At 34.9% G+C, this 12,614-nt stretch carries 16 protein-coding genes and 1 riboswitch; of the genes, 2 read left to right on the top strand and 14 right to left on the bottom strand.

Features of this window, described 5'->3' with window-relative positions; translation table 11 throughout:
• Positions 1-148 precede the first annotated feature (148 nt).
• Positions 149-472 carry a DUF4260 family protein gene (locus IV57_RS09910; protein ID WP_057881361.1) on the bottom strand — a complete coding sequence of 108 codons (324 nt, stop codon included), beginning with the start codon at positions 470-472 and terminating at the stop codon, positions 149-151.
• A gap of 5 nt (positions 473-477) precedes the next feature.
• Complete coding sequence (locus IV57_RS13510) at positions 478-690, bottom strand: DUF2568 domain-containing protein (protein WP_420806328.1); 213 nt, start codon at positions 688-690, stop codon at positions 478-480.
• A gap of 189 nt (positions 691-879) precedes the next feature.
• On the opposite strand from IV57_RS13510, the gene IV57_RS09905 reads away from it, so the two are divergent.
• Entirely contained in the window at positions 880-1,275 is a 396-nt protein-coding gene (locus IV57_RS09905; RefSeq protein ID WP_057881360.1) for a MerR family transcriptional regulator, read from the top strand.
• A 101-nt stretch (positions 1,276-1,376) separates the two neighbouring features.
• On the opposite strand, the gene IV57_RS09900 is transcribed toward IV57_RS09905, so the two are convergent.
• From IV57_RS09900 to IV57_RS09875, 6 genes are all read right to left on the bottom strand, one after another.
• On the bottom strand, positions 1,377-2,621 hold the full coding sequence (locus IV57_RS09900; RefSeq protein WP_057881359.1) for a tetratricopeptide repeat protein: 1,245 nt from the start codon (positions 2,619-2,621) through the stop codon (positions 1,377-1,379).
• A gap of 68 nt (positions 2,622-2,689) precedes the next feature.
• Positions 2,690-2,965, bottom strand: a complete 276-nt coding sequence (locus tag IV57_RS09895; protein WP_010019909.1) for an HU family DNA-binding protein — start codon at positions 2,963-2,965, stop codon at positions 2,690-2,692.
• Positions 2,966-3,152: 187 nt separating this feature from the next.
• Positions 3,153-4,466 carry a ribosome biogenesis GTPase Der gene (gene der, locus IV57_RS09890; RefSeq protein WP_057881358.1) on the bottom strand — a complete coding sequence of 438 codons (1,314 nt, stop codon included), beginning with the start codon at positions 4,464-4,466 and terminating at the stop codon, positions 3,153-3,155.
• A gap of 11 nt (positions 4,467-4,477) precedes the next feature.
• The gene (gene cmk / locus IV57_RS09885; protein ID WP_057881357.1) at positions 4,478-5,137 is read right to left on the bottom strand and encodes a (d)CMP kinase; all 660 of its coding nucleotides are present in this window, start codon (positions 5,135-5,137) and stop codon (positions 4,478-4,480) included.
• A 60-nt stretch (positions 5,138-5,197) separates the two neighbouring features.
• Complete coding sequence (locus tag IV57_RS09880) at positions 5,198-6,340, bottom strand: LysM peptidoglycan-binding domain-containing protein (RefSeq protein WP_057881356.1); 1,143 nt, start codon at positions 6,338-6,340, stop codon at positions 5,198-5,200.
• A 91-nt stretch (positions 6,341-6,431) separates the two neighbouring features.
• Positions 6,432-6,983, bottom strand: coding sequence for an ECF transporter S component (locus IV57_RS09875; RefSeq protein ID WP_057881355.1), 552 nt, complete (start codon positions 6,981-6,983; stop codon positions 6,432-6,434).
• A gap of 69 nt (positions 6,984-7,052) precedes the next feature.
• Positions 7,053-7,173, bottom strand: a riboswitch (FMN riboswitch).
• A 449-nt stretch (positions 7,174-7,622) separates the two neighbouring features.
• Between IV57_RS09875 and IV57_RS09870 the strand changes: the two genes are divergently transcribed.
• Positions 7,623-8,024: a hypothetical protein gene (locus IV57_RS09870; RefSeq protein WP_057881354.1), complete on the top strand. Its 402-nt coding sequence runs from the start codon at positions 7,623-7,625 to the stop codon at positions 8,022-8,024.
• Between the two features lie 93 nt (positions 8,025-8,117).
• On the opposite strand, the gene IV57_RS09865 is transcribed toward IV57_RS09870, so the two are convergent.
• From IV57_RS09865 to IV57_RS09840, 6 genes are read right to left on the bottom strand one after another with little or no spacing between them, the layout of a single operon-like run.
• Positions 8,118-8,852, bottom strand: coding sequence for a pseudouridine synthase (locus tag IV57_RS09865; RefSeq protein WP_057881353.1), 735 nt, complete (start codon positions 8,850-8,852; stop codon positions 8,118-8,120).
• Positions 8,839-9,384, bottom strand: a complete 546-nt coding sequence (scpB, locus tag IV57_RS09860; protein ID WP_201782906.1) for an SMC-Scp complex subunit ScpB — start codon at positions 9,382-9,384, stop codon at positions 8,839-8,841. Before scpB ends, IV57_RS09865 begins: the two co-directional genes overlap by 14 nt.
• A 2-nt stretch (positions 9,385-9,386) precedes the next feature.
• A complete protein-coding gene (locus IV57_RS09855) occupies positions 9,387-10,112 on the bottom strand; it encodes a segregation and condensation protein A (RefSeq protein WP_057881352.1) in 726 nt (241 codons plus the stop codon).
• Positions 10,112-10,498 (bottom strand): TMEM53 family protein, encoded by a 387-nt coding sequence (locus tag IV57_RS09850; protein ID WP_057881351.1) that lies wholly within the window; start codon positions 10,496-10,498, stop codon positions 10,112-10,114. The genes IV57_RS09855 and IV57_RS09850 overlap by 1 nt, the downstream gene beginning before the upstream one ends.
• Positions 10,499-10,509: 11 nt before the next feature.
• Positions 10,510-11,430, bottom strand: a complete 921-nt coding sequence (xerD, locus tag IV57_RS09845) for a site-specific tyrosine recombinase XerD (RefSeq protein ID WP_201782905.1) — start codon at positions 11,428-11,430, stop codon at positions 10,510-10,512.
• Between the two features lie 12 nt (positions 11,431-11,442).
• Positions 11,443-12,312 carry a CvfB family protein gene (locus IV57_RS09840; protein ID WP_057881350.1) on the bottom strand — a complete coding sequence of 290 codons (870 nt, stop codon included), beginning with the start codon at positions 12,310-12,312 and terminating at the stop codon, positions 11,443-11,445.
• Positions 12,313-12,614 lie beyond the last annotated feature (302 nt).

Below are 12,614 nucleotides of genomic sequence, written 5' to 3'. Positions count from 1 at the left end.
AAACCAAAATCAATTTATGTATGTAATACTAGCAGAAATTTTTAAGAATACAAGTGGTTTATTATAAAAAGCCCAATTTTCTTGGGATTTTTTAATTTTTGAAGAGCTTTTCTAATAATAGAAATATTTAATTCTTTTTTTATTAATCTTAAATACGTGGGAAAAGTCCCCAATCTAAAGCTCGATCTACTAAAATATGAATTAACCAAATAAGTGTTAAGCTAATTAGAATTTGATTAAATTTGCTGGGAACAACTAATATAAAAACCAGCAATAAGGTCGGATCAATCAAAGTATGACTACAGTTATAACTGATTTCACCAATCCTTTTCGAAAACATAAATCCCAAGGCTGTAATATCTGGCAACAAATAAAATATCAAAAATACAATCCATGATCCAAGTCGTCCATAAAGCAACAAAAGTCCAATTATTAAAAACCAAAGTTCGATACGATAAATAATTCTTTTCATAATATCTATTCCTCCAAAATATGAACTAACAGCGTGTTTATAAAAACTACACATACATATATCAGTCCCCATTTACTTGAGCCACTCACAAATAAAAGTAACGAGCAAGTTCCAAAAACAATCAATTCGATTATTATTCGAAATATTATCCCAACCTTTCTGGCAGAATGTGGTGCAACCAGAAAGGACCAAATAATTGCGAAAATAATTGGGAACAAAATATTTAGTGAAACCAATAAAAGCTATTACAATTAAGGTACCTAGTTCTAAACAGAACCTAAGAATTGCATTAATATAAAAGAATTTCATTGCTACTCCAATAATAATTATTTAATAATTAAGCTGACAATAACATGGGGCTTAACCCCCAAGTCAATTAATAACACTATAATATTGAGGTCATACCTATGAATACAGCAGACTTTTGCCAATTAATGGCAACAACAAGAGATACTTTGAGATTTTATGATCAAAAAAATCTATTAAAATCTAAACGAAACGCTAATAATTATCGTCAATATAGCGAATCAGATCAAATCACTTTTAAAATAATTCATAATCTACAGCATGCCGGCTTAACAATTGCTGAAATCAAATCAGTGCTTTTTTTGCGAGAACAGCCAGTTACATCAGATTGTCACGACGAAACGGTTAAATTGATTCAATCTAAGCGAAATGAATTTCACCATGAGCAAGAGTTTTACAACTCATCCAAAAGGTTGACTGATGAAATGCTTAATTCCTTGTCTGGAGATACTGATCAAGATTTAAATCAATTAATTGAACAGCTCGGAAATTTATAAAATATTATTTTTCTGTCCAAACAAAAAGCATCCCATCAATTCTTAGCTGAATTGATGGGATGCTTTCGTATTTAAATAACTTATTATTAATTTTAAAATTATTACATCTGATCCAACAGGCCTTGCATAGCTTCATTATCAGGATCCTGTTTTAGATAAAGTTCCAAAGCAGGCTTCAAGATGTCATTATTACCAGTACTACGTAATATTTCGATCAAGTCTGATAAATAATCCAAATTATCTTTAAAATCATCTAAAACAACTAAAATATCGGCTTGAGCCTTTTCTATGTTGTCAGTTTCAAATTCAGACTTAGCCAGGTTCCAAGTAAGTTTTGGATTATTGCTGACATCGCGGTCACGTAACAAATCCAAATTAGCTTTGAATTGTCCTTTAGTGATGTAGTAGTCACTAAGCTTAATAATTAATGGCAAGGGACTCTCAACAGTCTTAATACCCTTTTCCAAAATTTTAATAGCACCTTTAGCATCTTCAGGTAGACCGGATTCAAAAGCAATTGCATACAAACGTTCATCCAGCTCATTCAAATTCAAACCTAATTGAGCATATTTAAAGGCGTCAGAGTTTTTCTTAATGTTCAAGTAATCTTCTGCCAAAATTGGATAAACCGTTGGATAATCACGATTAGTAGCCAATAATTTTTCCAAAGTGCTGATAGATTTGTTATAGTCCTTTACTTGGTTATACAAGAAACCTAATTGGAATTGAGCATCTTCGTTTAACTCTAAGGCATTTAATTTTTCATATTCACTGATAGCTTCCTCATATTGACCATCACCTGCCAAAGAACTGGCCTTTCGTAAGGTGATCGAGATACCAGAATAATTTTTGATATCCAGATCCAAAAGCATGTCATAGTACGTTAATGCCTTGCTGAATTTATTTTCATCGAAATAAACTTCGGCTAAGGCAAACTTGAAAACTTCTTCATCTGGAAACTCACGAATCCCAGTTAACAACTTTTGTTCACTGACTTCATAGAGTGCCTGTGATTGATAGATATCTGCCGAAACTAACAAATTTTCTGCGTAGGCAGGAGAATCTGGCGTAATCATAGAGATATAGTCCAGGGCTTGATCGCTATCACCATCGGAAACGGCAATTTCAGCTAGTCTAGAGAGGATTTGACCTTCAGTAGGGTAAATGGTCAATAGATGTTCGTAAACCGTCTTAGCTTGGACCGAAAGGCCTCGACTCATTAAAGTTTCAGCCAATGAAAATTGTGTTTGTTCGTCATCTTCTAAAAGTGATGCCTTAATCAAACTGTCAACTTTGGAAAAATCACCATCATCAATTGTTTCTATAACTTCATCTGCTTTGCTCAAATCAATACCTCCATATTTTTGCGTAAAAAAAGACGGTCAATTGACCGCCCCTTAATAGTTAAAATTAATTATTTAACTGAATCCTTCAAAGCCTTACCTGGTTTAAATGCAGGTACTTTGCTTGCTGGAATCTTAATTTCTTCGCCAGTTTGTGGGTTACGACCCTTACGAGCAGCACGTTGACGAACTTCGAAGTTACCAAAGCCAATTAATTGAACCTTGTTACCTTCTGATAAGTTTTCTTGGATTGTTTCAAAGACAGCGTCAACTGCAGAAGTTGCGTCTTTCTTTGTCAAACCAGTTTTACTTGCTACACTATCAATAAGTTCAGCTTTATTTGCCATATGTGAATACCTCCGGATATTTGTAAAAATTTTAGAACACATGAACATATATTAATGCGTTCATTGATTCTATGTACAAAATTACCATAGCAATGCCGATGTGGCAAGCATTTACGCCATTTTTTAAGATAAATCTTCTTAAATATAAATATATTTATAAAAACGGATAAAATACTGCCAATCTGGCCTATTTTCTCTTTCGAGGAAGAATTTTAATTGGGGTACCTTCAAAGTCAAAAGTATCACGCAATTGATTCTTTAGGAATCTTTCATAAGAAAAATGCAACAATTCAGTTTCATTAACGAAGACTACAAATGTTGGTGGTTGAATTGCCACCTGAGTCATATAGTAAATTCGTAATCTTTTACCATTAACTAATGGTGTTGGTGCAATTGAAGTAGCACGCAACAAGAGATCATTCAAGACAGCTGATTGAATACGACGATCACGGTTATCATAAACTCTTGAAACAAGTTCAGGAATCTTATCAAGTCGTTGACCCTTAGTAGCTGAAGTGAACAAAATTGGAGCATAAGCCAAGTATTGGAACTCAACTCTGATTTGGTTTTCAAAGTCCTTCATCGTATTGGTATCTTTTTTCAAAGTATCCCATTTATTGACAACGATGATAACACCTTTACCAGCATTATGAGCGTAACCAGCCACACGCTTGTCTTGTTCACGAATACCTTCTTCAGCATTCAAAACCACACAGACAACATCTGACTTATCAATCGCACTCAAAGCACGAAGAACTGAATATTTTTCAGTATTTTCGTAGACCTTACCACGTTTTCTGATACCGGCGGTATCAATCATTGTAAAGTCTTTATCAAGTTGTTCATCATGGTACTTGGTATCGATGGCATCGCGAGTTGTTCCTTGCATGTCAGAAACGATAACTCGTTCATCACCCAAAATAGCATTAACTAGTGATGATTTACCAACATTTGGACGACCGATAAAACTAAATTTAACTGTATCGTCTTCTTCAGCCTTGTCATCATTAGGAAAAGCCTTAACAACTTCATCCAACAAATCACCAAGACCAGTACCTTGGGCACCAGAAATGGGATTAGGTTCACCAAAACCTAAAGAATAGAAATCATAGATGTTTTGTCGTTGTTCTGGATTATCAGACTTATTGACTGCTAAAATAACCGGTTTCTTAGTCCGATAAAGAATTCTAGCAACATCTTCGTCTTCCTTGGTTGAGCCATTTTGACCATTAACGATAAAGACGATCACATCAGCTTCATCGATGGCAATTTCGGCCTGAGTCTTAATTTGAACGGATAATGTTTCACCACTCATTTCAATACCACCAGTATCAATCAAACGGAATTCTTTCCCTAACCAACTAGCACGAGAATAAATTCGATCACGAGTAACACCCGGTGTATCTTCAACGATTGATAATCGTTCATTAATAATTCGATTAAATATGGTAGATTTCCCAACATTGGGGCGTCCTACTAACGCAACTACTGGAACAGACATATTTTGCCTCCCTACTTATGTTCGTTAACTATCTCAGTTACTTTTTTGACAACTTCTGCGATGGTCATATCTGAAGTATCAACTTCGATCGCATCATCAGCCTTCTTTAATGGAGAAATCTCACGATGTGAATCCTTATAATCTCTTGCAGCAATCTCATCTTGCAATTCTTTTAAAGGTGTATTGATACCACGTTCAATATTTTCTTTAAAACGTCTTTGAGCGCGGACTTCCACACTCGCAATTAAAAAGATCTTGACCTGTGCATCGGGTAGAACCGTTGTCCCAATGTCACGACCATCCATAACAATATCGATATCGTTAGCCATATCTCTTTGCATCTTCACTAAATCTGTTCTAACTTCCTTGATTGCAGAAACTTGGGAGACATTATTAGTTATCTCCTCAGTTCTAATTGCATCAGAAACATCTTCATCATCTAACAAGACATGTTGTCCATCCGCTTGATTAAGAAAATGAATTTTATGTTCTGACATTAATTTTAAAATATTGAGAGTATCACCATAACCTACATTATGCTTTTTTGCAAGTAATGTCACTGCTCGATACATGGCTCCTGTATCACAATAGACAAACTTTAAATCTTTTGCAATTAATTTGGCAATCGTACTTTTACCAGCTGATGCTGGGCCATCTATAGCAATTTGCATCTAATTTCTCTCCTTAATAAAAGGGCCCAGACAAAATTGTCAGAGACCCTACACTTAAAATTATTTAACTCTTAGTGTTGTACCTGGTGTTAATGTACCAACATTACCATTCAAACTCTTTAATTGAGCGGTCGTTAAATTGTTGTTATAGGCAATTCTAAACCAGTTATCACCCGCTTTGACCGTATAAGTACTTGCGGCACTATTATCAGTCGAGTTACTAGTATTATTGTTGGTTGTATCAGTTGATGCTTGTTGATTAGTTTGTTCTTGTTGTGCATTAGCATTGCTGTTAGCAGTTGTACTTTGACTATTGTCAGTATTATTAGCTGCTGTACTGTCAGAAGCAGTATTGTTATTGCTATCAACATCATTATTACTTGAAGTATTACTGTTTGAATTATTGCTTGTAGCTTTCTTCGCCTTAGGCTCAGTAGTCTTTTTAGCTTTGGAAGCTGCAGCTTTCTTCTTGGCAGCGGCTTTTTTTTCCGCTGCTTTTTTAGCAGCATTTTTCTTCTTTGTAGCCTTATCTTTGTTCTCAACTGACTTTTGTGATTGGGAACTATCAAGATCACCACTACTGCTACCTCTAACAGCATTGATGATTACTGGTGTAAACATAATAATGATCAAGGCAATTACCAAAGTAACAACTAAGGTATGATTCCCACGTTGCTTTTCTTTCGACACTGCGCGGGAAACATGACCATCATCATCTGTATCAGAATCAAAACTATTTTCCCAAGGTTTATCACTCTTAGAATCAGTTTCGGGTTCTGTATCAGCTTCAGGTGCCTTCGTTGCTTCATCAGTTGTCGAATCTTCAGTTTTTGTTTCTGAATAAACTGACATTACTGGTGGTGTTGGTACAGAATCAGTCTTTTCAGCCTCAGGCTCAGGAGTACTATCCTGTTGTGCTTCACTTAAATGATTGCTGTTTTCTTCAGATTGAAGATGATCCGTTGAGTCGTTATCAGTAGTAGGAATGGGTTCATCATTATTTGAACTAGTATCCATACTTGACTCTACGGGAGCATCATTAGAAGTTTGATCGTCAGTATCATTCGTTGGTGTGTCCGCATCACCTGTATCTATCAGATGATATTTCTTTAAATCCTCAAGACTAACTGATCCCTCAAGTCCCTCAGTGGATTTAGGAACACGAGAATCGCCAGACATATTGTTTTTATCGTTATCGGCCATTAAAAACCAACCTCCTAATTTCTATCCTCTAAAGCATATCATAAAAGTTTAAAATTTTTCTTTAAAGATTTATAAAATTCCTTTAGTTTCTTCATTTAATTGCAAAATGACCCTTAATTCGAGGGTAGACAATCATTATACAGCCTGAAATGATCAATGATTTAATAATATTGAATGGTACGACCCCAGTTGCGACGTATTTTGCTAAACTCATATTCAGTTGCATTCCGATAACATTCATATACAAAGGCATTACTACAAAATAATTCAAAAATGACATGATCACTGTCATAGAAATTGTCGCTGATATAATTGCGAGTGCCTTTTTATTCTTTTTCCAAAAATAGTTAAATGGTAGCAGCATCGAAACTGCTCCTACAAAGGCCGAGCCATTGCCAATCAAACCTGCAACACCACTACCAGTGACAATAACGTGAACCATCGATTTGATCAATGCAATCAAGATCCCCCCAACTGGACCAAAAGCAAAGGTACCAATTAATGTAACGACATCACTTAAATCTACTTTTAAAAACGGTAACCAAATCAAGACCGGAAATTCAAAGAACATTAAAATTGTCCCCAATGCTGCAAAAACTGAAACTCCAATAACCGACTGAAATTTGTACGTACTCTTTCCCATAAAATCAACCTCTCCCATTGATTTTCGAAAGAAAAAAGGCCTGTTTTGGGCACACCAAAACAGACCTCAATCTGTTTTCTTCCATCTAGACTTTAACTATCGGTACTGGAGTTACACCAGTTCGGCCAGCTTACACTGGGTCGCGGACTTTACCGCCGGTCGGGAATCACACCCTGCCCTGAAAACCAATTATTTATTTTTATAAGTTCAATATAACAGATAATCCACTTTTTTCAACTATAACAGTTTTTCATATTTATTATAACCAAATTAATTTTATAAAAACAATTATTTCAAATAGCCATCATTCCTTTAGTAACAGAGATTAGCCTTAATATATCTATCGTGCCAAATGTTATTGAAAGATTCATTTAACTTTTAATTAACCTTTGACATCCACTAAACATCATCAAAAAAGATTATATTATGAGCCAAAGTTTACTCATTTTATCTAAATAGATTTTAATAAGTCTCTACTTTTAGATCAATTTGATATACTAAATACAACAATTTCATTGTCATTAATCAATAATTTAACTGAGAATAGTTTTTTGAATCCAGTTTGTTTCTAATCGCCATTGTATCCTGTATAATACATTATACAAAATAACCGTTTCTAAATAAAAAAGGCAGGCAAAAATGGAATTATTAGCTAAAGCACAAGCATTCCTCAACAATAAACATTTTAGTGATCAAGAAATTGCTAAGAAAATCGGTGTTGGTCGAATGATGATCAACAACTACCGTAATGATAAAACTAAACTGACTGCGGCCAAATATTCAATTGTCAAATTGTTGGCTGATGAATACGACAAAAACGCTAAGCAATTAAACTCGGCCGACTTTAAACATTTTGTTAATCGAATCGAAAATCTATTTAAAGAAGTCCAATGCGACCAAGAGGATTCTTATAATAGTGATGATGCCTATCTAGATGATTTAGCATTGATCCCTGTTTTGGAAAGGGTCAGTAAGGAAGTCATCAGTGATCCTGCACTCATGAATGAGCTTTATGAAATTTACTCTAAAAATTTAAATTAATTTACCGATCTTTTTAATAGCAAAACCCCCAATTTTGCAATGCAAATTGGGGGTTTTTGTTATTAATCTTCATAATCAGAATGTAACTTTGTTCTACTTTCTATCTGTTATTTCCTTTTTTAAATCAGCTACTTCTTGGCGACTTAAATCACGATATTGACCTGATACCAAACCTTCTAACGTTAAGAAGTCATAACGCTCACGAGACAACTTTATAACTTGGTGACCAACCGCATCAAACATATTCTTAACTTGATGATTATGACCTTCATGGATCACGATTCTAACAATAGAAGAATGCTTCTTCTTATCCTTAGACATAACGGTAACTTTCGAACGAGCTGAAGTATAACCTGTAAGTTTGATACCTTTTTCCAAACTTCTGATTTCATCAGTTGTTAAAGTACCTTCAACTTTAGCCACATAAGACTTATCAACATGGTAACGAGGATGCATCAAGTGATTAGCAAATTCCCCATCATTAGTTAACAGTAACAAACCAGAGGTATCATAATCCAAACGACCAATTGGATAAACACGTTCTCTAACATCATCTTTCAAAAGATCTGTCACTACTTTACGATCTTTATCATCTGTCACAGCTGAAATGACCCCACGAGGTTTATACATTAGGATGTAACGCTTTTTTTCAGTTTCTAGTGGCATACCATCAACTTCAATTTTATCGCTGTGGTCGACTTTAACGCCCATTTCTACTACAGTCTTACCATTGACACGAACATGACCGGTTGCAATCATTTCTTCAGATTTACGTCGTGAAGCTACACCGGCATCGGCCATAAATTTTTGTAATCTAACTTTCTCCATTTATATCTCCTATACTTGAAACATTCTCAAATTTTTCTATTTTTGGTAAATCTGTCAAACTTTTAATACCAAAATAATCAAAGAATTCATCTGTCACTACATAAATATTAGGATGACCAGGAACATTCTTTTTACCATTTTCCTTAATCAATTTACGCATCAGCAGTGTATTCAGGCTACCTGAACTCTGAACTCCACGAATCTCATCGATCTCAATTCTTGTAATTGGTTGACGATAGGCGATGATCGATAAAACTTCAAGTGCCGCCTGACTGAGCTTACTACCCAAACCAGCCTTAAAATACTTAGTTAATAACTCATTAAATTCATTTTTTGTTACTAATTTATAAACTGAATTGTAATCAACCAATTGGATTCCCGAATCAACATCAGTTAGCAACTTGATTTTTAATTCTTCAATATTCTGTCTTAGAGCCGCACTATCGATCTCCAAAAGTTCGGCTAGGTCTTTTTCTTTGATACCTTGATCACCAGCTACAAAGAGCAGTGCCATTATTTTTGCTTGATACACATTTAATTCCTCAATTCGATAAATAATTCACTCTTAAAATCAGCCTGTTGGACTGATACAATTTGCTGCCGTGCTAATTCCAAAATAGCCATAAAATCCGTCACGATTTCTTCAACGCTTGCATTAAGCTTTAACAGTGCCTTGAAGGTTAATCGTTTTGCTGTTTTTAATTCGCTCATAATATTAGCCGTTGCATCCTCGATTGATAAAGTTTCATTTTCAATCGTTTCTGTTTCAGGTTGACGATTCTTCTGTTCTCGCAACAATTCCGCATAAGTTGATGCTAAATCTGCTAAAGCAACTGATCCCGGTTCCAAAAATCGGTCTAATTGTTTATCGGGAATACTGACTTCCTTATCAAACTGTTGCTTTCTGACCTGTTCTTTTTCTTCGAAATAAGCTGCAACTCGTTTATAAGTTTGATAAGTTAACAACTGCGAAACCAGTTCATCACGAGGATCATCCGCCTCAAAATCATCAGCAATTTCATCTGGTGCTTGTGGTAACAGCATTTTACTCTTAATTGACATTAAGGTTGATGCCATAACTAAATAATCACCAGCCACGTCCAGTTGCATTACCTTCATACTCTGTAAGTAATCAATATATTGCTGAGTGATTTGAGCAATCGGAATATCATAAATATCGACTTTAGATTCCTTAATCAGATGCAGTAACAAATCAATTGGTCCTTCAAAATCAGTTAAGACTAAGTTTAATTTTTGCATTAATTCGTTTCTTTCATATCTTTCTCAATTTTTTCTTTGTTTTGGTGCCAGTGCATTAATTGACCATTCAAATTAAAGTTGCCTAACATCACCAGATGAGGAAACTTTTGATGAATATCGTCAAAAATCTTAAAGACGTTGCTTTGTGAACGATAAGACGGATTCAACGAAATATATTCAATAAAAACCGTATTTTCAGAGAAAGACAATGCTACGATTCCTGAATAGTCTTCAATATTACTTTTCCAAAGATATAACTGTCGATTTTGATCCTCGGAATAGAGCTTCAACTCCTGCTCCATATTGTCCAAATCTTTGAGATCACTAATATAAGACAAAAATCCCATGGCAATTTTCTTATTTTCATCGCTATATTTGTTAAGCATCTAGACTCTCCCTAAGCACGCGGAAATGATTCATTGTATACCTGTTTCATCCGCGTTTTATTTATATGAGTATAAATTTGGGTCGTAGAAATATCTGAGTGTCCCAAAAGTTCCTGAACCACCCGCAAATCAGCCCCATTTTCCAATAAATTGGTTGCAAAGGAATGACGTAACGTATGCGGCGTAACATCCTTTTTGATTCCTACTTGCGCAATATATTTCTTGATCATTCGCCAGATTGATTGGCGTGTTAACTTCTTACCGCGAAAGTTTAAGAAAACCTCTTTTTGCTGCCCATAACGTTCCACCAAATCAGTTCTAGTTTCAGCAAAATATTTTTTTAGCCAAGTAATTGCTGTATCACCAATTGGCAATAGACGTTCCTTGTTACCCTTACCCAAGGTTTTGATCAGCCCTAGATCCAAATGCAGATCATCTAAGCTCAAATTAACCAACTCACTGACCCGTAGACCAGTGGCATACATTACTTCGAAAATCGTTCGATCTCGAATCCCTAAAGGCGTTGAAATATCAGGTGATTCAATCAAAGAATTGACCTCATCCATTGATAAAACAACTGGCAAATGAGTTCCTTTTTTGGGAGCATCTAATTCATTCATCGGATTAGCATGGATTTTATCAACCAATTCCATCCATTGATAAAATTTTCTTAATGAAGAAAACATTCTCATTTGAGATGTTTTCGACTTCTCAGCTTTATCCTGACTAGCAAAAAACTGTGTTACGACAAAATGATCTTCTGGATAGAAGGTCATTTTTTTATTCTCTAGGAAACTACTGAATTCTAATAGGTCCTGTTGATAGGAAACAATCGTATTTTTTGACAATCCTCGGTCCAATCGTAAATAACGAGTGTAATCAGCCAACGTATCGATCATTTCCTGATTCTTGATTGATAATTTATCGCTCATAAATTATCACCTCTATTTTAGATAAGTGTAGCCATCTTTTTGTTCAATCTTACGTTGTTTCATTAAATTACCAAGCGCACGCTTAAAGCTTCCTTTACTAATACCAAAGTACTCTTGAATATCATCGGGATTACTCTTGTCAGTATAAGGCATTTTCTTATCAGCAGAATGTTCCAAAACAGCAACGATCATTTGAGCATCAGGTGTGATTTCCTCATAAGCACGTGGTTTCATAGAAAGATTTAGTCGACGGTGACTTGAACCGATTACACGAGCCTTAACATGTTGACCAATATGTAAAGGCTGACTTTGTTCGTTACGATGGATAAAGCCCATATAGTAACTTTCGGTCATAACAAATGAACCAGTCTCTCTAATAGCAATAATGGTTCCATCCTCATCATTGTTCATTAAGGCTTTCAATTCAGCATCAGGACTACGAGCGATTTGCGTATAAAGTTCAATATCAGCTAGTTTACCCCAAAGACGCCCCTTATGATCGACATCAAGTTTAACTAAAACTTGATCGCCCTTCTTAGGCCATTCGTTATGTTCCAAGGGAAGATCATCTAATGACACCACAAAATCTTTATCATCCAAACCAACATTAACAAAGGCACCTAAATCGGTTCTAACATCAGTGATTTCCGCAAAATCCCAAACTCCAGCTGTAACTTTAGGCATTACAGTCGTCATTTTATTTTTGTGTGCTTGGTTTTCGTAAAGAAAGCCTGAAATCTCATCCCCAAGTTCAGGTACTTCAGTTAATTCATTTAGATCCAAAGCAAACGTGTATCCTTCGATTTGAACAAATGCTTCATCTTTATTAAGGTCAGTTACTGTACCAGACAGAACTTGACCATACATTTCACTTATTTCCATTTTTCACCATACTCTTTTTAATTTAGACATTTTTATATTAGCTACTATATTTTAACCTATCTTTAACGTTACATAAAACCTTTTCGGTAATTTATTCTAAAAAATACTTTCGTAATGATAACATCTTTATTTCAATAAACATATTAATATTTAATTGGTTGAAAATTTGATAACATTTACTATTAAAAATCAAGATTGAATTTACTCTGGGAGAGTGAAATAATTTTCTTTGTAGAAAACGTTTACAAAAATATTGAGAGAAGGATTTATTATGAAAATTAAAGCTGCTGTAGTTGATAAAG

The organism is Companilactobacillus kimchiensis (assembly GCF_001438805.1).
Lineage (GTDB): Bacteria > Bacillota > Bacilli > Lactobacillales > Lactobacillaceae > Companilactobacillus > Companilactobacillus kimchiensis.
The sequence above is the reverse complement of the archived record's forward strand: the minus strand, read 5'-3'. Positions and strand labels throughout refer to the sequence as shown.